Annotated in this window: 13 protein-coding genes; 11 read left to right on the forward strand and 2 right to left on the reverse strand. The window is 65.4% G+C overall.

The window, feature by feature from the left end; translation table 11 throughout:
• Positions 1-162: 162 nt before the first annotated feature.
• From FDZ84_RS26395 to FDZ84_RS26420, 6 genes are all read left to right on the forward strand, one after another.
• Entirely contained in the window at positions 163-483 is a 321-nt protein-coding gene (locus FDZ84_RS26395; RefSeq protein ID WP_168588069.1) for a helix-turn-helix domain-containing protein, read from the forward strand.
• A 76-nt stretch (positions 484-559) separates the two neighbouring features.
• The gene (locus FDZ84_RS26400) at positions 560-1,156 is read left to right on the forward strand and encodes a hypothetical protein (RefSeq protein WP_168588070.1); all 597 of its coding nucleotides are present in this window, start codon (positions 560-562) and stop codon (positions 1,154-1,156) included.
• Positions 1,157-1,240: 84 nt separating this feature from the next.
• The gene (locus tag FDZ84_RS26405) at positions 1,241-2,077 is read left to right on the forward strand and encodes a transposase family protein (RefSeq protein ID WP_168584616.1); all 837 of its coding nucleotides are present in this window, start codon (positions 1,241-1,243) and stop codon (positions 2,075-2,077) included.
• 129 nt (positions 2,078-2,206) lie between these two features.
• Entirely contained in the window at positions 2,207-2,446 is a 240-nt protein-coding gene (locus tag FDZ84_RS26410) for a hypothetical protein (RefSeq protein ID WP_246868437.1), read from the forward strand.
• Positions 2,447-2,774: 328 nt separating this feature from the next.
• Positions 2,775-3,413, forward strand: a complete 639-nt coding sequence (locus tag FDZ84_RS26415) for an Imm1 family immunity protein (protein WP_168588071.1) — start codon at positions 2,775-2,777, stop codon at positions 3,411-3,413.
• Positions 3,414-4,340: 927 nt separating this feature from the next.
• Positions 4,341-4,508, forward strand: a complete 168-nt coding sequence (locus FDZ84_RS26420; protein WP_168588072.1) for a hypothetical protein — start codon at positions 4,341-4,343, stop codon at positions 4,506-4,508.
• Here the strand turns inward: FDZ84_RS26420 and FDZ84_RS26425 are convergent.
• Together FDZ84_RS26425 and FDZ84_RS41035 are read right to left on the reverse strand one after the other, a co-directional pair.
• The gene (locus FDZ84_RS26425) at positions 4,495-5,001 is read right to left on the reverse strand and encodes a transposase (RefSeq protein WP_168588073.1); all 507 of its coding nucleotides are present in this window, start codon (positions 4,999-5,001) and stop codon (positions 4,495-4,497) included. The genes FDZ84_RS26420 and FDZ84_RS26425 overlap by 14 nt on opposite strands.
• Complete coding sequence (locus tag FDZ84_RS41035; RefSeq protein WP_371812683.1) at positions 4,944-5,159, reverse strand: winged helix-turn-helix domain-containing protein; 216 nt, start codon at positions 5,157-5,159, stop codon at positions 4,944-4,946. The genes FDZ84_RS26425 and FDZ84_RS41035 overlap by 58 nt, the downstream gene beginning before the upstream one ends.
• Positions 5,160-6,623: 1,464 nt before the next feature.
• On the opposite strand from FDZ84_RS41035, the gene FDZ84_RS26435 reads away from it, so the two are divergent.
• The 5 genes from FDZ84_RS26435 to FDZ84_RS26455 all read left to right on the forward strand — a co-directional run bounded on the left by FDZ84_RS26435 (position 6,624) and on the right by FDZ84_RS26455 (position 23,084).
• Positions 6,624-7,289 (forward strand): TetR/AcrR family transcriptional regulator, encoded by a 666-nt coding sequence (locus tag FDZ84_RS26435; protein ID WP_168588075.1) that lies wholly within the window; start codon positions 6,624-6,626, stop codon positions 7,287-7,289.
• A gap of 5 nt (positions 7,290-7,294) precedes the next feature.
• Positions 7,295-8,668 (forward strand): phenylacetate--CoA ligase family protein, encoded by a 1,374-nt coding sequence (locus FDZ84_RS26440; protein ID WP_168588076.1) that lies wholly within the window; start codon positions 7,295-7,297, stop codon positions 8,666-8,668.
• A gap of 139 nt (positions 8,669-8,807) precedes the next feature.
• Positions 8,808-12,152, forward strand: coding sequence for a molybdopterin-dependent oxidoreductase (locus FDZ84_RS26445; RefSeq protein WP_168588077.1), 3,345 nt, complete (start codon positions 8,808-8,810; stop codon positions 12,150-12,152).
• 250 nt (positions 12,153-12,402) lie between these two features.
• The gene (locus FDZ84_RS26450) at positions 12,403-13,695 is read left to right on the forward strand and encodes a YrhB domain-containing protein (RefSeq protein ID WP_246868438.1); all 1,293 of its coding nucleotides are present in this window, start codon (positions 12,403-12,405) and stop codon (positions 13,693-13,695) included.
• 287 nt (positions 13,696-13,982) lie between these two features.
• Positions 13,983-23,084, forward strand: a complete 9,102-nt coding sequence (locus tag FDZ84_RS26455) for a hypothetical protein (RefSeq protein ID WP_168588078.1) — start codon at positions 13,983-13,985, stop codon at positions 23,082-23,084.
• The last annotated feature ends 5 nt before the right edge of the window (positions 23,085-23,089 follow it).

Genomic DNA, 23,089 nt, shown 5'->3' on the forward strand with positions numbered 1-23,089 from the left:
CATCTTCACGGAGTTCTCCCTACATGGTGGGTACTGTCTGTGCTTGGCAAGGCACACACAGTTTCGACCCGGGAGAGATCGCGGACGTTCACAAAAGCCACACACGTTGCCGCGCTGGGCAGCGACCAGGCGGCGAGCGGCATCAGGAACAGGAAGCGACCCATGCACGAGATCGAGCACGTCGGCGCAGCGATCAAGTTGCGCCGCAAGGCATACGGTATGACTCAAGTCAGACTCGCTGAGATGGCTGATGTTTCGCTGTCGCTTCTCGGCAAAATCGAATGCGGCGGGCACGCCGCGACCCATGCTGTGCTCGCGAACGTGGCGCGCGCCTTGCGGGTTCCCGTGGAAATGCTGACTTGCCAGCCAGCCCTACCGCGAGAACCTCCGCGACGCCGAACCGCGCCGGGCAGTGGAGGCGCTGCGGTCGGTCTGCGTCGCAGTGATCTTCCGCCCGACGTGACGTCCCCTAAGCATCCGTGAGCAAGAGCAAGAGCAAGTGGACTGGGCACGGGCCGCGCGGCCATGATGATTGTCAGCAATTAGAAAGGAGCGGTGCGTGTCATCGCTGGGGGAAGTTGTCTCGTGCCTCTACCTGTTCTTAGGAAAGTGCGACCACGCCCAGACATGGCTCACCAAGGCCCAAGAGCTGGCCGAGGAAGCCCACGAACTGACAGCCCACGCCCTGACCGGCTCAGTGGCATCGGACGTGGTAGACGGTCTTGGCGCTCTTGCCGCCGCACCTTTCACGGTTGCCGATGCCGCTAAGATCATCTGGAAGACCCAATCGACGGTCCAGGGCTACCTGGCGAGCATCGGAGCCGGCTTCACCAGCTCAGCCACAAGCGCCGCTGTCCCGACCCCACCCGAGCCGGGAACATGGTTACGCCGAACCGCTGCCGTCCACGCTGAGGAAACCGGACGAGACATCGGCCGCAGACCCAACAGCAGATCCACGCGCAACCACGTGCGCGAGGTAGCGTCGCGGGAAGAACTGGACGCGCTTTTTACCGCGCTGTCCGTCAGCGGAAAAGAACTCGACAAGCCGGCATATCCAGGAAGAATGGTGAAACTTCCAGATGACACAAACATTGAGGTGATCTCAGTAAGAAGTCTCTGGAGGGCGGCCTGCCGGAATGGGTGTGTGATCGGGTAGGGCTGGCCCGGGGAGAGTGGGACGTGGGGTCCCTGGTAGAAGAAGTTCGACCAAGAAAGGATCTTCGACCAGGGAGGGCCCCACGTGGTCACGTATTCTGCCAAACTCGATGTTCCCCGTGAACTGGTGGTCTTCCTCAGCCGGCTGTTGGCCGGTGAACGCCGCCGGAAAGGGACCCGCAAGGGGCGCCGGGCGTTGACCACGTTCTGGCAGGCTGTGCTGGTCCTGCGGTGGTTCCGGGACGATACCGACATCACCAAACTGGCTCGCGATCACGGTGTCGCCCGTGCCACCGGCTACCGGTATGTCGACGAGGGCATCAAGGCACTGGCCGCGCAGGCCCCGGATCTGCACGACGCCCTGCAACGGGCCAAAGACAACGGCGACGCCTATCTGATCCTGGACGGCAAAAACTTCTCCTCCGACCGTCTCGGCGAAAAGACCACCAGCGCCAAAGGCGCCGAGATCGACCTGTGGTACTCCGGGAAAACCCGCGAACAAGCCGGCAACATCCAAGCACTGACAGACCCGGACGGGTTCCCGCTGTGGGCCTCCGACGTCGAGCCCGGGTCCATCCACGACATCACCGCCGCTGAAAACCACGTCCTCGGCGCCCTGTACTGGGCTTACTCCCAGCTCAACCTACCCACCCTGGCCGACGGCGGCTACCAGGGTGCCGGAGCCGGGGTCCTCACCCCGATCAAACGCCCCAAAACCAGCAAAGGCCGCCCACTCGACGTCGACAACCAGACCTACAACAAACTGCTGCGCGGCCTGCGCGCCCTCGGCGAACGTGGATTCGCCCTGCTCACCGGCCGTTGGCGCGTCCTACGACACTTCACCACCAGCCCCCGCAAAATCGGCCTCATCGTCAAAGCCGCACTCGTACTCACCCAATTCGAACACGGCCGACTCGCATAACCCCCTACTGAGATCAATTCATTGGTTATCGAACCAAATCCAGAACCTCGGTCGAACCGACGATATACATCAATACACTGGGCAACGATAAAATCAAAATCCACATCAACAAGGACAAATGGATTTCCGATGATTGATGAACTTCGAAAATCTCTTATAGAAGCAATCGAAGACGACTGGGTGTATTTCGCCGAACTCAAGGTCATGATTCGCGACATCACAGGATCGGCAGATGACCTGCTGAGAAAAGCCGGAGAAGCCGCAGCTCAACTTGTCAGGGACCGTGCCGTGGTTCCAGGAAATCTTACCAAAGCTGAGGGCTTCACCCCGTGGCTTACCAGTCCCGACGAATCGGCCGCACGCATTTGAACAAGAAGTAGCCGACCTGATCGCCAACGACACCGAGCCTGAAATGGGTGACCTGTGTTGGTTCGACCTACCTATCGATGCCCCAGAATCTGAGGAGGGTCCGGCGGCCACACAATAAGCACGAAACAACGGTGGGGCCGCTTCCCAGCGAAAGCGGTCCCACCGCTCACGTGTGCGCTCTCCACCACGTGCCGTGTCACTTTCTTACGATCATCGAAAAACCGAACGTCGCAGCGAGCTGGTGATCAACCATGTTTCGTGTGGTTAGCCGGGTAAGAAACGCGGGTGCGATCAAGTGCTTAAACGACTCCTACTCAAGGAGTACACGTTGACCGTTCACGGCACCACTACGACGGCAGGCCGTTCTCCAAGATCTACAGGGGGCAAGCATGAACGTTTCTGGGCCGACGTTCTCAATGACCAAGAGGTTCTGCTCACCCCGACGATGGACATCGAGGAAATCATCCGCGGGCTCGCCGAGCACGATCAAGAGTGCCAACGTCCCGAGGCTGGCCTTGCGTGGTTTCTCCTCCATGAGCCCGACGAGGATGCGCCGACTTTGACCCTCGGTGTGCGCGGCACGATCGGGTCGCTCATGTGGTTCGACGCCACATCCGCCCTCGTTCCCGCTGATGGCACGAATGCCGGGTACGTCGGTTACTTCACCATGGACGGGCACATGATGGTCATGTCTCCTCATGCTGAACTTCCCATCGCGCGAGTTCACGAGGCACTGCGCGAGTTCGCACGCACCCAGCAACTCCCGAGCCCGTGCTGTTTCGGTACGGGCTGGCAGGTTTCGACCGTTCTGCCCAGAGGTGATGTCGCTGTGAGGGCAGGGTTCTCCGAGCTCGCGGGTGTAGGCGGCTACCACTTCGTCGGCGGCACGCCGAGCGAGGCGACCGTAGGTCATGGCGGTGGTGACCAGGAGTTTGGCCAGGTCGTAGCCGACGGGCGCCGACGTTAGGGCGTTATTACATACCAGCCAGTGCAAATCCCCGGCGGAGTTTCGGCGGTTGGTACCCGAACTGGTCACGACCACGCTGCAGGGAACGAGTGGTGACACTGGTCAGTCCCACCCGGATTTGACGCAGGATCGACACACGTCGCCACTCTGGTGCCGAGCGCGCCCGGCCGGCCGGGTATCCCGGGGATCGAACGGACGGGTGCAGACTCGGCAGTGCTCGTCAGGGTCGATCGCGGCAGGCAAGCGGACGATGAGTGCTCCGGCGTTGCCCGCGTAGCCATCGAAAGTCGCGTGCAGGTTCAGGGCGTCTGCCCACGCGCGGCGGATCAACTCGGCCTCATGCAGCAGGGATACGGTGACGTAGCCGGTCGCCGTGGTGCCGGTTGCGCCCGGCTCGATGTGTCAGCATAACGGCCGCAGCCGCCGCTCGATGGCCATCGAGATCAGCTCGGTGGTGATCGGGTCAATGTCGCGTTCCAGCAGCACACGTTCACTGTAGTTGGTCAGGTCCGGATTCCCGACTCGCCGAGAATCCGGGTGTCGGCAACAGCATTCCACAGCTCGTTACGTCCGATCTCGATGCAGGTCATCGTTGGATCTGGTACTCGTAGCCGACCGACATGATCGTCACTGAAGCGGCCCTGGAGAACCTTGTCCGGGCGGGTACGGAAGTGCTCCGAAAGATGCGCACTGACGCGCAGGGAGGCGCCGAGAACTGCACGGAAAAGCGCGGTACTGCCGTAACCGGCTAATGGGCGCCGGTACGGGCCGCGCCGGAAGACGGTTACTTGGTATCGGTGATCCGACTACTCGATACCGGTGATCCGGTGGCCCCTTGGATCACCCGGATTGCGGCTGTCACGCCGTAGCTGGGGGTGGAAGGAAGAGCGGCGCAAGCCGCGTGGAAGCAGGAAGGAGGGGATCCCGATGGAAGAACAGGAACTGTTGGTGATCAGCGTCCGGCAGCGGTCGGTCGTGCAGGACCGGCTCAATCTCGTGCACGGCGACCCGTCCAAGTCCGGCGGTGGCGACGGCCACGGTGAACAGGGTGGCGACGGGCTGAACATCCCGGAGTGGCCAGTTATTGATTCGTAGGGCAATTGTGTGATGTCAGGCGGGCGTAGCGGACGTCGGGTTTGCCGAGGTAGGAGCGAACTTGGTCAGGCGACTTGTGGAGCCGGTGGAGGAAGGAGCGGACCGCTTGTTTCGACTCGTCGCGGATTTTCTGGGCTGTGCCGGTGGACATGGTCCGCTTGAGGTCGGCACCCCGGATCTCGTCCGGGTTGAGCTCCGGGTTGTATCCGGGCAGGAAGTGCATCTCGATCGCCGCAGCGTGATCGTCCACCCACTTGCGGACGGTCTTGCGGCGGTGGACAGGATGACCGTCGACGATCACCTGGACCTGACGGTCCAAGTGATCACGCTGAACCGTTTCCCCGGTCTTGCCCACCACCGGTGTCCGGGCGGCCGGTGCCCAGGTTCGGCCCACTGCGGCATCCGAGCGGATCCCGGTCTGGTCCAGCCACAAGATCACCGCGCCCTCGCGGCGGGCGCGGGCGGCGATGGCCGGATAGCCTCCTCCAGCCACCAGCACACGGCCTCGGGGTCCCGCTCGTAGGCCCTGCGGATCGGTCTCTGCGGCGACACACCCCAACAGCGCAGAGAGTCGCCGACGGTGCGCAAACTCAACACGACGCCGTGGCGCACCCGGATCAACTCGGCCACCGCCTTGCGGGTCCACACCACCCCAGCCGAACGCGGCGGAGCCGAAATGGGACTGCATCCGCGAGGACACCCGCATGCGCTGTCGGCACACCCTCACCACCCGCCTGTGGTCACCCGAGGAGGGCGCAATTTCGCGAGAAATTGACCGTCACCCGGGTGAACGTCAATTTCTCGCGAAATTGGCACCACCCTCGCCCCACCGAAGGAGAACCACCGATGTCCTGAATCCAGCTCAGCACGTTCGTCCTGTTCAGCCTGCTGATCTTCGCCATATTCTCCACCCAGCTACCCGCAAGAGGCCTCGCGTTCTCGATCCGCCAGCACGCCGGAGGCGGCGAAGCCGCCACGGTCTGGCACCTCATAGCCGGCATCGAAGCCGAAACCCGCACCGAAGACACCGGGCGGAACAAGAACACCTCCCCAGACCACCGGGATCTCCCCAGCCGACCGAGGCGAGCTCGGCGCCCCGGGAGGAGCCCACCGGGTGGCACCACCTGTGTGTCTGAACGCTCGTGAGTGATCCTTCCGGTTCTTACCGGAAGGATCACTCACGAGACCTGACCTCCCCAAGCCGGGCCGGTGCAGCGCCTCCCCCGGCCTCCGCCGCACCAGCCCTTCCCCGGTGACCCGGCGCGAATGCCCCACGCGCCCGGTCACCGACCGCCCTGCGCTTCAGGAAGAACGACATGACACCTTCAGGCCACCCGGACGCGAGCGGAATGCCCTGGCTTCGCCTCGTAGAGACAACTCACGCCGCACGAAGCGAGTAGGTCGATCAGGTCGGCTGCCGGGCGAACCGGCACCGCAATGGCGAGCTGGTCGTGCTTGACCCTTCGAACCCTGTTTCCGCCACACCTGCGCCCATCCGGACAGAGACTGCGGCGCTACCGCGAACACCCGCGCCGCCTCGACCTGCCTCCCATGCACCGCCGCGACCACCCTACGCCGCAGATCCTCCTGCACCTCAGGCGATAACCTCCGCGCATCCCGCACACCAGCGATCCCGCCAGACCAACGAAGATCACACCCTTGAGTTCCCTATCAATAATGATCGGCGGCGGCAGGGCGCCTGTCCTGTCGCCGCCGTTCTCTTTGCTGCGCAACCAAAGGAGTATCATCCGTGGATCACGGAATAGTTTCAGAAATCGAAAAAGCCCTGGGATGGACAGATTCCCGACCGATCGGCAACGGTTTTTCCTACGGAAGTATGTCCAATCCTGATCTGTGCCAACGGGTTCTGACGCCGACTGGCCTCTGGATCGAGCACGACATGACTGTTGCCGCGGCTTCGCCGTAGGACCTCAATGGCGTGCGCGGGCACGGATGCGTCGATCATTCGCCCTCGAAGCCGGGTCGGACCGTCCTGTGTGGACGCAGGTTCCGTAAATCGGAGCTCTGAAAGGTCAGCTTTCTCGTGCAGACCTGGATCGCCGCTGGAGAATTCCCGGTCGCGCTATTTTTCCAGTTGATGGAAATTTCTAGTCGGTGTACGTTCGTGGCGTGGAGGAGTCGCGGCGTGAACGCAAGAAGCGCTTGACCCGGCAGCGGATCGTCTTGGCGGCGATCCGGCTGTTCGACAAACAGGGGTACGAAGAGACCACGGTGACGCAGGTCGCCGAGGCGGCGGATGTCGATCCGAAGACGTTCTTCAACTACTTCCGGACCAAGGACGAGGTGCTGTTCAACGAGCTCGACTTGGAGTTCGACGTCCTGCTCGCGGCGATCCGGGACCGCAGATCCGAAGAGAGCCCTGGTGAGGTGCTGCGGAGGGCGGTCCAGGAGTACGCCGCCCATCGCAGGCCCAACGTTCCCCGGCGGGAGCCCGCGGAGGTGTCGGCGGCGGCCCGGCTGGCCCTGACGACGCCGGCGCTGCAGGCGAAGGGGGCGTACCTCCTGCTGGACCTGCAGCAGCGGATCGCGGCCGAGCTGCTCAACGCCTTCCCCGGCGAGCTGGATCCGGTCACCGCGGCGGCGATGACCGGATCCGTGCTTGGCGCAATCCAGCAGGCCAGCCTTGCGAGCGCCAAGTTGGGTCGGTCGCAGCAGGAGCTGTGGGAGGCCGCCGAGCACGCCCTCGACATCGCCACGAATGGCCTGCTCTCGGTGCGGCCACGAACCAGAGATCAGAAACAAACCGAAGAGAGGATCTGACGAGCATGGGGGACAGCGTTCGAGAGCTCGCCCGCGACGCCCGGCAGGCCGTCCGCGAAGGTCCTGTGGGAATCGCACGGCACCAGCGCGCCCACCTGACCGACCTGGTGGCTCATGCGCGCGCGAACTCGCCGTACTACCGCGAGCTCTACCGGGACCTGCCTGACGGGGTCGACGACCCGACCGTGCTCCCGGTCACCAGCAAGAAGGAACTGATGGCCCGGTTCGACGACTGGGTGACCGACCGCGAGGTGACCCGGGAGAAGGCCGAGGCGTTCGTGGCCGACCCCGACGCCGTGGGGAAGCGGTTCCTGGACAAGTACCTGGTGGCCACCACGTCCGGCACCAGCGGCCTGCGCGGCCTCTTCCTGCTGGACGAGCGGAGCATGAACATGGAGGGCGCCCTCGGGACGCGCGCCAGCGGCGTGCTGGGTGCCGGCGACGCCATCCGCATGCTCGCCCGTGGCGGCCGGACCGCCATCGTCACCGCACCCGGCGGCCATTTCTTCACCGTGGCGGGAACGGCCCGGTTCCAACGCGACCACCCGCGGCTCGGCCGGAGGCTGCGGGTCTTCTCGATCCACCGGCCGCTTCCGGAGCTGGTCGAGGAGCTCAACCGGTTCAATCCCGCTGTTCTCAGCGGCTTTCTCGGCATGCTCACGCTCCTGGCGGGAGAGCAGGAAGCCGGTCGGCTGCGCATCCGCCCCGCGTTGATCATCCCCGGCGGCGAGACGTTGACCACGGGCCTCGGGAAGCGGCTCGCCACCGCATTCGGCGCCAAGGTCCGGGCCGCCTACGCCGCCACCGAGTGCAGCTTCCTCTCCATGGGCTGCGCGCACGGCTGGTACCACGTCAGCAGCGACTGGGCCGTCCTGGAGCCGGTGGACGCCGACTACCGCCCGACCCCGCCCGGCGAGCTGTCGCACACGGTCCTGCTCAGCAACCTCGCCAACCGGGTGCAGCCATTCCTGCGCTACGACCTCGGCGACAGCATCCTGCTCCGTCCCGACCCATGCCCCTGCGGCAGCGTGTTCCCCGCCATCCAGGTCCAGGGCCGAGCCGCCGACCTGCTTACGTTCCCCGCCGAGGACGGCGAGCCCGTCACCATGTCACCGATGCTCTTCGGCACCGTGCTGGATCGCGTCACCGGCATCGGGCAGTACCAGGTCGTCCAGACCGCGTCCAGCACGCTGCGCGTGCGCCTGCGGCCCGCCGACAGCGCCGCCGCCGAGCAGGTCTGGCAGACCGTGCGGGGCGAGATCACCCACCTGCTCAAAGAGCACGAGGTCGCCGACGTCACGCTCGAACGCGCCGACGAAGCCCCGCAGCAGGAACCCGGCGGGAAGTTCCGCCGGATCATCCCGCAGACCAAGCCCTGACGGCTCTACCGCAGACCGACTTCGCATTGCAGGTTCCCTCGGCGCGCTTGCCCCCTCCGCTTGAGACGAGAAGCCGCTGGACTCAGGCCCCTGGCCGGAAATACCGTGTCACCGGCAAACGACTTCCCGGGAGCGGCGCATGTCAGAGGAAGTTCGGGGCTTCTGCACGCTGTGCCGCTCGCGATGCGGCGCGGTCTACACCGTCGACGCGGGAGCGCTGACCTCGGTGCGACCCGACCCCGAGCACCCGACCGGTGCGGCGTTGTGCCCGAAGGGGCGGGCCGCGCCGGAGATCGTCCGCAGTCCGCGCCGGTTGACGCAGCCGTTGCGCCGCACCAGGCCGAAGACGGAACCCGATCCCGGTTGGCAAGCCATCGGCTGGGACGAGGCGATGCGCGAGATCGCCGAGCAACTCGCGCGGATCCGCGACGCGAGCGGCCCGGAGGCGGTTGCCTTCGCCGTGACCTCGCCGAGCGCGACCCCGATGTCGGACTCGATCGATTGGGTGGAGCGGTTCATCCGGCTCTTCGGCAGCCCGAACATCTGCTATGCGACCGAGATCTGCAACTGGCACAAGGACTTCGCGCACGCGTTCACCTTCGGCTGCGCTCTGCCGACGCCGGATTACGCGGGCGCCGACCTGGCGGTGTTGTGGGGCCACAACCCGGCCAAGTCCTGGCTGGCGCAGTCGGCAGCGCTGGCCGAGGCGCGGGCGCGCGGCACCTCGGTCGCAGTGGTGGACCCGCGTCGGTCGACCAGCGCGCTGCAGGCCGACCACTGGCTGCGGGTGCTGCCGGGCACCGATGCGGCGCTCGCACTGGGCTTGGCCAACGAGCTGATCCGCACCAAAGCCTACGACGAGGGGTTCGTCCGTGAATGGTCGAACGGTCCGTTGCTGGTGCGCACCGACAACGGCCGGTTCCTGCGGGCCGAGGAACTGGACCCCGAGCTCGACGGATTCGTGGTGTGGGACGAGGAGATCGGCTCAGCCGTCACCTACGACACGCAGCGAGCGGCAGCACATCCCGAGCGGTTCGCGCTTCTCGGCAGGCGTCGTGTGGCTACCCGGCACGGCGACGTGGAGTGCGTCCCGGCGTTCGAGCGGTATGCGGCCGCCTGCGCGGCATGGCCGCTGGAACGCACGAGCGCCACGACCGGCGTGGAAGTCCGGGCACTGCACGAGTTCGCCCGGGACCTCGCGAATGCCGGCTCGGTCGCCTACTACGGTTGGACCGGTGTCGGGCAGCACGCCAATGCCACTCAGACAGACCGGGCGATCGCCACGTTGTACTCGCTCACTGGCAGTTTCGACGCTCCCGGCGGCAACGTGGTGCTGCCGAAGCTACCGGTGAACCAGGTGACCACCCCGGGCCAGCTGACGGCCGAACAGCGCGAGAAGGCGCTGGGGGCGTCGGAATTCCCGCTCGGTCCGCCGACGCAGGGTTGGGTGTCGGCACGAGCGCTGTGTGAGTCCGTGCTTTCCGGGCAGCCTTACCGGGTTCGCGCGCTGGTCGGTTTCGGCAGCAATCTGCTGGTGTCGCAACCCAATCCCGGCCGCACGGCAGAAGCCCTGCGCAGCCTGGAGTTCCAGGTGCACCTCGACCTGTTCGCCAACCCCACCGCGGATTTCGCCGACATCGTGCTGCCGGTGAACAGCCCGTGGGAGCGCGAGGCCATCAGGGCCGGTTTCGACATCACCCAGCGCGCGCAGGAGCACGTGCAGCTTCGTCCCCGGCTGGTCGAGCCGGTCGGCCAGTCCCGCTCGGACACCGACGTCGTCTTCGACCTCGCCCAGCGGTTGGGAATGGGGGAGCAGTTCTTCGACGGCGATATCACCGCGGCCTGGAACCACCAGTTGGCGCCGCTGGGTGTGACGGTGGACGAGCTGCGACGACGCCCGGGCGGCATGCAGATCCCGCTGGACACGCGGTACCGCAAGTACGCCGATGTCGGTGACGACGGCCAGGTGCTCGGCTTCGGCACCCCGACTCGTCGGGTGGAGATGTACTCCGAGCAGCTCGCCGACCACGGGTATTCCCCGGTGCCGGAGCACGTCACGCCGCCGGGGACGGATACCGCTCCGCTGGTGCTGACCTGCGCCAAGAACGGATACTTCTGCCACAGCCAGCATCGCGGGATCTCCTCGCTGCGGAAGCGATCGCCCGAACCAGTGGTGGACATCAGCCCGCAGGCGGCCGCGGAGCGCGTGATCAGCGACGGCCAGTGGGTGTCGATAGTGACAGACAACGGCACCGTGCGGATGCGCGCCAGGATAGATCCGGCGTTGCATCCGCGGGTCGTGGTCGCCGAATACGGCTGGTGGCAGGACGCGCCCGACCTCGGGCTGCCCGGTTCCGACCCGCTGCAGCAGGGCGGGCACAACTACAACCTGCTGATCAGCGATGACGTGCACGATCCGATCAGCGGGTCGATCCCGATGCGGTCCTTCGGCTGCGATGTGCGGCCGGAACCGACCGCGGCCTGGCCCGGGCTGCGGTCGTTCACGGTCGCAGACATCGCGGCGGAGACCGACGGGGTTCGCGCGCTCCGGTTGCGGCCGTCGGACGGGGGAGTGCTACCCGACTTCCGGCCAGGCCAACACATCACGCTCAACCACCTGGATACGACCCGCAGCTACTCGCTGATCGGGGCGGCGCGAGTGGACGAGCGCGACGCTTACACCGTCGCGGTGCGCCACGTCCCGGACGGCGACTTCTCGACGTTCGTGCACGAGCGGCTGCGGCCGGGCGCGGAGGTTTCCGTCGCCGCTCCGGCCGGCTCGTTCGTGATTCCGGCCGAAATCGACCTGCCGGTCGTGCTGTTGGCCGCCGGGATCGGCATCACCCCGTTCCTGAGCTACCTGGAAACCTTGGCCGCAACCGGTGGCACCGTGCCGAAAGTGGTGCTGCACTTCGGAAATCGCAACCAGCACTCACACCCGTTCGGCGACCGGATCCGCGAACTGCAACGGGCCATCCCGCAACTGACGGTCATCGACCACTACAGCCGTCCGGCAGGGGAAGGGTCGGCCTTCCGCAGCGGTCGGTTGCACGCCGGGCAGGTCGATGCCGAGCTGATCCGCCAGCGCGCCCGGTTCTACCTGTGCGGCCCCGAGGAGATGCTGCGTGATCTCTCCACCGGCTTGGTCGCGCGCGGGGTGCCCCGGTTCGAGATCTTCGCGGAGAAATTCCACGCCGCGGCCCGCGAGGTGGCCATCCCCGATGATGCCGCAGCGGAGGTGCACTTCGCGCGGACCGGGAAGACGCTGCGCTGGCGCAAAGCCGACGGCCCCCTCTTGCAGTTCGCGGAGGACGGCGGCATTCCACTGCCCAGTGGCTGCCGCCTCGGACAGTGCGAGAGCTGTGCCGTCACCGTCCTGAACGGACGCGTAGCGCACCTGGTGGCCCCCACCGACGACCTGTCCGAGGACGCCTGTCTGACCTGCCAGGCCGTGCCCGTCTCAGACCTGACGCTGGACGCCTGACCTCGTCAAACCCTGCAGTGCGAGGGCCTGCCCGTGGGTAGGCGGACCTGCACACCCGCTTGGTCGAACTCGTCAAGCCGGCGATTCGTTGCCGCCGCTCGGGCGTCGGAGGCTGTCACGGAGAGGAATCTCTCGTTTACGCCACCGGGGAGACGGTAGTCCGGGCGGGCAGGTTGTGCCCGACGTTCGGGTAAGTGGTTTGGGGTCTGGGTGTGGTGGGCCTCATACTACGCTGGAAATGGTTTGGTGAGTGAGGGGGCGCAGCGGCATGAACGAGCTCGCGGAGCGGGCGCGTACCTGGTTGCACGACACCTATGGGCAGCGTGTGGTGTTGAGGGATGAGGAGGCGATCCTCTCGACGGAGCGGGTGGCGTTCTTCGGTTGCCGCTATGTGGAGTCTGATGAGCCGATGTTGGCGGCGACGATCTGCGTGCCGCGGGACGGGGCGGATCCGTTTCCCGCGTCTAATGCCGGTCCGCTGGATGAGGCTCTCAATGTGTCACGGTCCGAGCCGAGGGCGTGGCGCTGGCGGGTCAACGCACGGAACTGTGTGATCGCGACCGATGCCGCGGTGAATTGCTGGCCTGCCTCGGCGCTGCCGTGGGATCCGGCCGGTGAGACGCCGGGCTGGTGGGATCGGATGCTGGCGGCGTATTTCCCCGATGCTGAGGTGTTGATCTGCTCGACGTGGGCGGATGCGAGCAGGGCCATTGTGGACGGGGGTGTGGGGACTCGGGCCGTGGTGTGGTTGCGTCGTCAGCTCGGTGGGCGTGAACTGGCCGGTCACCTGCTGTATGCGGACTACGCGGATGACGCTGTGGTCTTTCTCGACGGTCTACGTGGGACTGTCGCCGAGCAGAATGACGCCGAGGTGGCTGAGCTTGTGGTGGCGCGTTTCCGCCGTCGGCAAGATGAGTCGGTCGGCGGGCTGCTGCCGTCGGAGGCCGCGGCGGACGAATTCGCCGGGGCTGTCGAGAAGGCGCAGGCGTGGCTGGCGTACCGCTATGACGGCGAGGTGGAGCTAGTCGGTCCTGATCCGGCCGATGAGACCGAGCGTGGCTGGTTGTTCGCCTGTACCACCCGGAGTTTCCAGCGTAGTGGCGACTGGCGTGACCAGATGCTGGATGCGGCTGTGGTGGTCCCGAAAGCGGCCGGTGAACAGCCGTTCGGTTTGCCCAACCGTGATCCGTGGACGTGGCTGGATGACTGGAACGCCGGGAAACCGGGGTTGATGCCGCCGCCTGAGCCCGCGCAGGCAGCGTGGTTCGGTCCTATGGTGGCCGAGCTCGGACCCGTGGTCGGTAGCAGCGTTCACGAGCATTGGTTCGGGGTTCTGGAGGAGATCGCTTCTTTTCCCGCGCGAACCCAGGCACTGGTGTGGCTGCGCAGGAGGGATCCCCGGGGCCGGGAGAGCGTCGGGCATCTGTTGGTGGCCGTGAACGAGACCGAGGGCGTTCAGCTTTTTGACCCGATGGATGGGCGTGCTCAGCCGCTCATCGAAACCGTACCGTTCGAGTTCCGTGTCATGCGCTTTGACTCGTGAGTACGGATACGTGTTGCAGGTCCCCCTTTTTCGCTCGCGAGCGTATCCGTTGAGGGTGATATCATCATGGATTCGAGTGGCGTGGTGCACGTTGCTTGAAGGAGTCGTGTGTTCGTGGTGAGAGACGTGTTGTGGTTCGGGTGCCGGGCGGCTGAGGCCGCCCGGCTACCGGGCTTTGACGCGTCACCGCGCCGGCAGGTCACGGGGCTGGTTCCCGCATACATCGTTGCTGCCTTGGGTGTCATCAGGAACGCCGGTGTTGGTGGCGTTGGGGTGGGGTGGGTGTGATGTTTTCGTCGATCATGGTGCCGGAGGGGGTGAGGCGGCTTTTTCAGGTGTTGACCGGTGAGGATATGACGGATGCGGATGAGGGTGCGTTGTTCGCGGTGGCGGACGTGTTGGAGTCGGGTGCGGCGGGGCTGGGTGAGGTGCGGGCGTTGGTGGCGGAGTTGGTGGGGAAGGTGCGGACGGAGTTTTCGGGGAAAGCGGCGGACCGGTTCGCGGACGGGTTGGGGATTTTTGATGGGTTGTTGTCCTCGGGCCAGGCGGGGTTACTGGATTTAGCGGCGTTCGTGCGGAAGACGTCGCAGCAGGTGCGGTATCTGAAGCTGGTGACGATTTATGGTTTGGAATTGCTGGCGGTGGAGATGTCGTGGGCGATGCAGTTTGCGGGGGCGACCGCTGGCGCGACGCTGGCGTGGCTGGCGGCGCGGATGGCGGTGATGCGGTTTTTGTTGACGAGCTGGTGGAGGCAGTTGTTCATGCGGTTGGCGATGATGGCGGCGGGTGGTGTGGTGTTCAACGTGCTGCCGGACGTGCAGGCCCAGCTAACGATGCGGGGTGAGGAATCGGCTGAGAAGTGGGATAGGACGCTGACCGAGCAGGCGGCGGGGATGGGGGCGTTCTCAGCGTTGGTGGCGCTGCCGATGTCGGCGGTGGGCGGTCTGGTCAGCAACACGTTGACGAAGGTCCTGGTGAAGGGCCTGGGCGATGACGTGGACGCGGCGATCCTGGAGGCGGCGGCGAAGAAAGCGGTGGCCGAGCACGCGGAGTTGTATCCGGTGTCGGCGATGGCGAAGTTCGCGGACGCGGTGGGCAAGAGCCTGGATAACTATGCGGGGATGTCGGTGGGGGCGATGTGGCTGGCGCGGTTCGGGCATAGCGTGGGGGAGGCGTTGGCGGGCTCGTTGTCGGAGTTCTTCGGGGAAGCGTTGTATGCGGCGGCCACGGGCCAGAAGGTGACCTGGAACCCGTTTAGTTTGACGGCGGGTTTCTTCGAGACGGTGTTCAGCGGTGTGGGCAACCTGGCGGGTTTGGCGTTGCGGGGCAAGCTGCACCCGGAAGGCCCGAGCCCATACCTCGAGGGCACCGGCGGGGGCGGGGGCGGCAGCGACGATGGTGGCGGGTCCGGTGGGGAGAAGACCCCGCTGCCGGGGGCAGGGTCCGGGTCGCAGACAGGGGACATCCCTGGCTCCCCAGACAAAGACAGCGTGTTCATCCCATCCGATGCCTCCGATTCCTCGGATGGCTCGCGATCGGATCGCTGGGCTGGCTCGGATTCCGGGGCCGGCTCGGATTCCTCGAGTGTGTCTGATGTGGACTCAGTGTTCTCGGATACGGGGTCGGTGGATTCGGCTGCGGTGTCGGTGCCTTCTGGTGACGGCCTGGTGGTGCCCGGTTCCGCTGTGGTGTCTGCCGTTGTTGTGGGCGGCACAGACGGTAAGGACGGCACGGACGGCACGGACGGTAAGCGGGGCGCCGATGGCAGTGTGCCGGGCAGGGACGCGGCCGGTGATGTTCCCGTGGTGCCCGGTTCCGGGCAGCACCGGCCGGGCACACCACCACCCGCATATTCCAGTGGGGTACCGGGTGTTGACCCGGACCGGCCGGGCACACCGCTACCCGCACATTTCGGTGGGGTACCGGGTGTTGGTCCGGACCGGCCGGGCACACCACCGCCGCCGTACAGTCCGGGTCCCGGTGGCGATCAGGCCGTGCCCGGGAAGCGGCCGCTGGAGGTGTCTGCCTCGAAGACACCAGACTCCCCGACGGTGACCCCACATGCTTCCGATGTACCCGCGGATGCCGCGCGCCCGGAGACCGGCAAGCCTGGGTCTGTCGTGGGCCCCGACGGTCGTGTGCCTGCGGGGCATCCGGCATCGGAGACTGTCGGGTCCGGGTCTGCTGCGGACTCCGGCAGTGGTGTGTCCGGGGGGCATCCGGAGTCGCCGAGTGGGGTGACCGGCCGCGATGGGGACCCCGGTGCGGACTCGGTTGCGGGGCGTGGAGATGCGCATCGCCAGGACGGGGCGGTGGTGTCGCCGGACTCGGCGACACTGCCGGGGGAGGGGTCGCCGGCGGCGCCGTCTCTGCATCGGGATCCGGCGGCGGTGCTGCCGGCGGGCTTGCCGGCGGACACGGTGCGAGTGCCGGTGCCCGCGAATGTGGTTGCTGGTGACAGGTTGGGGTTGGCGGAGTTCGTGCGGAGCCATGGCGCGGATTCCCCGGGCGGGCCTGTGCTGCTGGTGTCCCCCAGCGATCCGAACGCGGGTGTGGTGGTGACGCGGGGCCAGGGGTTGGCACTGGCGCGGGATTTGGGCCGCAACGTTGTCGCGATGATGCCGGGACAGGCCGGGCGCGAGCCGCAGTTCATGGTGTTCCCCGCGGATCGTTCTCGTCCCAAGTCGCTGGCCGGGCCTGGTGCTGCGGTGCTGGCCGGCGGGCGGAGTGGGGGCGTGGCCGGTCTGGCGGACGCCTCGGCAACGGTCCCGGCCGCCTCCGGTGGCAAGACCCGGGGTGAGGCACCGGCTGCCGGGACGGGGTCTGCCCAGGCGAGGTCGGTGGCTGGGGAGGTACAGCCCGCGTCGACCACGCCCGGTGCCGGGGCGGGCATGGTACGGGATACCAGTGGGATACCGGTCGGGCAGTGGACGCAGGAGGAACTGGTCCGCGCGATCGCCCGGGCGAGGGAGCTGGGCTTGTCCAGCGACGAAAAGGACGCGGCGGCGCAGATTGTGTGGCTCGCGCATGACGTCCAGGTTTTGGCTCGCGGGGATGCTGTCGTGCCGCTGGAGGATGTGGTGGCGCTGGTCGCGGCCAAGTACCACGACCTCGGCAAGGATCACCGGGACCAGGTGGTGAAGTTTTCCCGGGCACTGGCGGACTGGCTGGGTACGCGGCGCAGCAAACCGGTCATCCACGCCGGAGCCGGGCCGGAGGGTCACACCGCGGACGGCGGTCCGTCGGGATCTTCGTCGGCTGCAGTACCGCGCAATGTGGAGGGACACCGGCGTCGGGCCGAGACTGCAACTGCGAAACGGCGTACGAAGATTGCGGAGTTGGAGGATTTGCTGAAGCCGCTTAGGGATGAACAGGCTTCGTTGGAGGCGTCGCTAGGGCGGGACGAGGCGGATGCAGGTTCGCGGACGCGGGGGGAGGAGCTGCAGGGGCGTATCGCGCGGTGGCAGGCGGTGCTCGACGGGCTTAAGACGAAGGATCAGCAAGTGCGTGCCCGGGGCGCGGAACGCACTAATAAATGGAGGGAGAGACAACAGCGTAAGTCGCGGGCTGCGCGGTTGGGCGCGGGAGGGCCTTCGCCTGCTGGTCGGTCTGATCAGATAGCGGGGCGGTCCGAGGAGCCTTCTGCGGCGGCCGAGCTGAGTGAGTTGATCACTAACGCGAACGCTGGGCTGGACAGCATGCGCCAGCAGGAGCTACCAGTAGACCAACTGATCGATGCAGTGAAGCCGCACATGGAATCTTTTGGGGGCCATGACGGTCTCCGGGATGTGATGGCGCACCACATGCTGCGTTATCCGGGGGATAGCGAGGAAACCCGGAAGTTCGAGCGAAAACTACATAAGTTGACGACGGTGCGGAACTGGGATGAGTGGTACGAGCGGGACGCGACGCGGTTGGATAAGTGGGCCGGGATCGTGGGTCGTGATGCTGTGGACCGGTTGTTGGCTGATGCGGACATGGTCTTGGGGTCGCTAAGGGTGTCGTTGCGGTTCCGGACTGTGCTGGCGCAGTGGTTGGGTGAGCATCCGGGTGACCGTCGTGGTGCTCAGGCGGTGCGGGGGATTATGGCCGGTTACCTGGCCGGTGACCCTGACCTTGGCGTGGCGGTCAGTGGTTTGACTCTCGACGAGTTCGAGACGGCGAAAGCGGAAGAGGCGCGTTGGCAGGAAGATCGTGCTGCGAATCCGGCGGAGGCTGCTGCCCCGATGGTGCGCGGGTTCGCTGATGATCCAGCGCTGGACGTTATTTCCCGGATTAGCTCGATACAGCATAAATTCGAGGATGTTGGTCAGGAGTTGCGGCAGTGGGCCCGCACCGAAGATCAAGATGCTGTGGACCTTTTGTATGATCAGGCGGACCAGGTCTTGGGGCCTCTTAAGGAGTCGGAGCCCTTCCGGGATGTGATGGCACACGAGTTGCTGATGAGGCGGAATAACCTGCGGGATGATCAGCAGCTGCAGCGGTTTATGACGAACCCGCAGGATGATCCGCAGTTGCGGCAGTTGCGGTGGGAACTGGCCCGTTACCTGGCTGGTGACTTGACCGGCGGTGCGGACCCGGATACGGCCGACAACTTGCTTTCCGCCGGGATGGGGCCGTTGCCTGAAGACATAAGATCTAGAGGCAAGCTGATGTATAACCGCCGCCTGACGATTGGCAAGGCGCTGAGTGGGTTGCAAGACGATGCTGTCAACGAGGTGCTGCGAAATGCGGCACTTGAGGACCTGCGTCGCGGGAAATACAGCCACGACACTTTGGGGAAGCGATTTTACAGATCTGGGCCCTGGGGCGGCACCGTTTTTGTGATCCGCGATTTGCAAGATGCGGTGGGGTCTCTGCGGCAGGTTTTGGCGGAAGCGGAGACAAACACTGACCGGCGGGACGAATATGAACCCAAGATCGCGGAGTGGTTGAATCTAAGGGGGTTTTTGGACCCCACCGCGATCCGCAGCCGGGCAACGGAAGTTGCCGATGCTGTTCGGTTGCTGCGCCAAGAGAACGCGAACCGGGAACCGACGCAGGATGGTCGTATGTTGCCGGTGTTTGACAATGGAGAGGGAACCGGCCAGTGGTACCTCCGTTCTCGCGATGGCGAGTTGGAGGCGCGTGGTTCGGAGTTGCGGACGGCGGTCAACGACTCGGCTGTGCCGACTGATCCGGAAGGGGCACCCCCGGCCCCGGTGTTCAGGTGGGCGGGCACCCCAGGACCAAGCCGGACCAGGACTGCGGGAAACGAGGAAAGGAAAGCAAGAGGGAGGGAGCGGTGGCATCGCGAGAAAGCGGTGGAGGCTGCGCGGGTTGCGGAGTTGGAGGCGTTTTTGAAGCGGGCTAACTCTGGTCAGGATTCGTGGGCGGCGTCGCAGGAGTCGGATGCGGCTAATCCGAGGCAGCGGGGGGATCTGCAGCGGGAGGTACGGGATGCGCAGGCGGAGCTGAAGAAGATCGCGGACGACCGGACGGCCAAGAAGGCAAAGCATGCAGCTGATCAGAAAAGCTCCGAGGAAAGGAAGAGGCGGGTGGTTGCGGATGCGCGGGCGTCTCTGGCGGCGGCTCGGGCTGGCCGAGCTGAGTTGGAGGAGTTGCCGGGGTTCGATAGGGAGGACCGGCGTCGGTGGGAGGCGTTGCAGCGGGAGGAAGCGGCGGCGTTGGAGGTGCTGCACGACCATGAGCTGATGCGCGACCAGGTTGCCGTACGAAAGCGTAAGTTAGAGGACCGCTATAAGGATGAGTGGGCGCAGGAGAGTAAGTCGCTGAGGGAGCTCATGGCTCGGCAGGCGAAGTTGGAGGTGTTGACGGCGCGTGATGAGACTGAGACTCGGGGGGAGGAGTTGGCGGAGTTGGAGGGGTTGCCGGGGCGTATCGCGGAGGTGCAAGCGAAGTTGCCCGGGATTGCGAAACTGGAGGCGGAGCGGAAGGCAAATCATGCGGAAAAGGAGAAGAAGAATAAGGCCCGCAGGAAGGCGAATACGTTGCTGGCGACGTTCAGGACTCGGCGGGAGGAGTTGGTGGAGTCGGATGCGGTTCAGGGGCCGGAGTGGGAGGAGGTGCAGGGGAGTATCGCGGCCCTGGAGGCGGAGTTGGCCGCGATTGCGAACGACGATATGGGCAGCGGCGCAACAGCCAGGGGAAACGGGGGTGCGGATCGGGAGATGCCGGCTGGGGTTGTTGAGTTGGTGGGGTTGGTTGGGCGTGTGGAGGGGCATTTGTCGGTGTTGCCGGCGGGTTTCCGTCGGGATTTGCATGACCAGGTTGAGGAAGCGTGGGCGATGGCGAAGAAGGGGAGCTGGATCCGGGGGGATCCGGCCCGGATTGATTCGCAACTGGAGCGGATGCGGGATCTCGAGCGGTGGTTGGGTGAGGTTGTTAGGTCGCCTGGGGTTGTTGAGTTGGAGGGGTTGGTCGGGCGTGTGGAGGGGCATTTGTCGATGGTGCCGGCGGATGTCCTTCTGGATGTGCGTGCCGGTGTTGTGAAAGCGAAGGCGATGGCGCGGCAGGGGAGCTGGACCCCAAAGGACCGGGCCTGGATTGATTCGAAGCTGGCGGGGATGCGGAAGGGCGAGCGGTGGTTGGCCGAGGTTGTCAGCTCGCCTGGGGTTGTTGAGTTCGTGGGGTTGGTTGAGCGGTTGGAAGGGCATTTGTCGGTGTTGCCGGCGGATTTCCGTCCGGATGTGCGTGCCGGTGTCGTGCAAGCGAGGGTGATGGCGCGGAAGGGGAACTGGACCCGGGAGGATCTGAGCTTGATTGATTCGGAACTGGGGCGGATGCGGAAGCTCGAGCGGTGGTTGCGTCTGGAGCCGGTTGTGTTCGGAGTTGATCCCGGCGTGGTGAAGTTGGCCAGCGGTTTGCGGGGTGTGCAGGTGGTGGGTGTGCATGTGACGCCGGATGGGCAGGCGCAGTCGGCGGATGACGTGTTGGAAACACCTGAGGACTTCGCGGCGCGGGTGCTCAGTGACGAGCGTTTTGTGCCGGGTGTGCCGGTGGCGTTTTTGGGTTGTGGTGCGTTGCGGCAGCCGCCGGGAGGAGAGGACTCGTTTGCGAAACGGTTCGAGGACGCGTCTGGTGTGAAGTTGATGCTGGCGACCGAGGCCGACGTGTGGCATACCGATGATGGTTTGATTCACGCTACGGAAACGGCTGTGACGCAGGATGGTCGTATATTTCCGGTGTTTGACAATAACAAGGGAACCGGCTATTGGTCCCTCCGTAATCGCGGCAGGGAGGTAGGTGCGCTTGGTTCGGAGTTGCGGACGGCGGTCAACGACTTCCACCGTGATCGCGGCAGGCAGGTGGAGGCGCGTGGTTCGGAGTTGCGGACGGCGGTCAACGACTCGGCCGTGCCGCGTCATCCGGAAGGAGCACACTCGGCCCCGGTATTCAAGTGGGCGGGCACCCCAGGACCAAGCCGGACCAGCAGGACTGCGGAAAACGAGGAAAAGAAAGCAAGTACGACGGAGTGGCGGCATCGCAAGAAAGCGGAGGAGGCTGCCCTGGTCGCGGATGGGCGGGCGTTGCTGGAGAAGCTCACGACTCGGCAGGCGGAATTAAAGGCGTTGCCGGGGCTGGACGAGGAGCAGACGGAGGAGTGGAATGCGTTGCTGGGGCGTATCGCCGAGGTGCAGGCGAATGTGGCCGCGGTGGAGCAAAAGGGGGCGGACCGGAGGGCAAGGGATGCGGCATCGGAGAGGAGGAGGTACGAACGCACGAAGAGGGAAAAGAATGGGCTGGTCGATGCTCGGAAGGTGTTGCTGGAACAGCTTATGGTTCAGAGGGCGCCGTTGGCGGTGTTGGCGGAGTTGACGGTGCTGGATACGAATCAGAGGGCGGAGTTGGAGGAGTTGGATGCGAGTATCGAGGAGGTGCGGAATGAGTTGGCCACGATTGCGAACGAGGAGCAGGCCCGGAAGGCACAGCATGCGGAAAGAATGAGGAAGCAAAGGGCCCGCAAAAAGAGGGGGCAGGCGGATGCGCTGGCGTCGCTGGCGGCGGCTCGGGCTGGCCGAGCTAAATTGAAGGAGTTGCCGGGGTTTACGGAGGTTCTGCAGGCGGATCCGGCTACGTTGCCGGAGTTCTATAAGGAGCCCCGGCGTCAGTGGGAGGCGTTGCAGCGGGAGGAAGCGGCGGCGCTGGAGTTGCTGCACGAACATGAGCGGATGCGCAACCAGGGGGTCGCACGAATGCGTAAGTCCGAGGACCGCTATAAGGATGAGTGGGCGCAGGAGAGTAAGTCGCTGAGGGAGCTCATGGCTCGGCAGGCGCAGTTGGAGACGTTGATGGCGCGTAACGAGACTCGGGGGGAGGAGTTGGCGGAGTTGGCGGGGTTGCCGGGGCGTATCGCGGAGGTGCAAGCGAAGTTGCCCGCGATTGCGAAACTGGAGGCAGAGCGGAAGGCAAATAATGCGGAAAACGACAAGAAGAATAGGGCCCGCAAGAAGGCGAATACGTTGCTGGCGACGCTCAAGGCTCAGCGGGCGAAGTTGGTGGAGTCGGATTCGGTTCAGGGGCCGGAGTGGGAGGAGGTGCAGGGGAGTATCGCGGCCCTGGAGGCGGAGTTGGCCGCGATTGAGAACGACGATACGGGCAGCGGCGCAACGGCCAGGGGAAACGGGGGTGCGGATCGGGAGGCGCCGGCTGGGGTTGTTGAGTTGGTGGGGTTGGTTGGGCGTGTGGAGGGGCATTTGTCGGTGTTGCCGGCGGGTTTCCGTCCGGATTTGCATGGCCACGTTGAGGAAGCGTGGGCGATGGCGAAGAAGGGGAGCTGGACCCCGGCGGATCGGGCCCGGATTGATTCGCAGCTGGCGGGGATGCGGGAGCTCGAGCGGTGGTTGGGTGCGGTTGTCAGGTCGCCTGGGGTTGTTGAGTTGGTGGGGTTGGTCGGGCGTGTGGAGGGGCATTTGTCGATGGTGCCGGCGGATGTCCTTCTGGATGTGCGTGCCGGTGTTGTGAAAGCGAAGGCGATGGCGCGGCAGGGGAGCTGGACCCCGGAGGACCGGGCCTGGATTGATTCGAAGCTGGCGGGGATGCGGAAGGGCGAGCGGTGGTTGGCCGAGGTTGTCAGCTCGCCTGAGGTTGTTGAGTTCGTGGGGCTGGTTGAGCGGTTGGAGGGGCATTTGTCGGTGTTGCCGGCGGATTTCCGTCCGGATGTGCGTGCCGGGGTCGTGCAAGCGAAGGCGATGGCGCAGAAGGGGAACTGGACCCCGGAGGAGCTGAGCTTGATTGCCTCGAACCTGGGGCGGATGCGGAAGTTCGAGCGGTGGTTGCGTCTGGAGCCGGTTGTGTTCGGGGGCGAAATGATGATCTCGGGTTGGTTGCGCGGGCGGTGGAGTTGGCCAGCGGTTTGCGGGGTGTGCAGGTGGTGGGTGTGCATGTGACGCCG

Source organism: Saccharopolyspora sp. ASAGF58, from assembly GCF_012277335.1.
Lineage (GTDB): Bacteria > Actinomycetota > Actinomycetes > Mycobacteriales > Pseudonocardiaceae > Saccharopolyspora > Saccharopolyspora hattusasensis.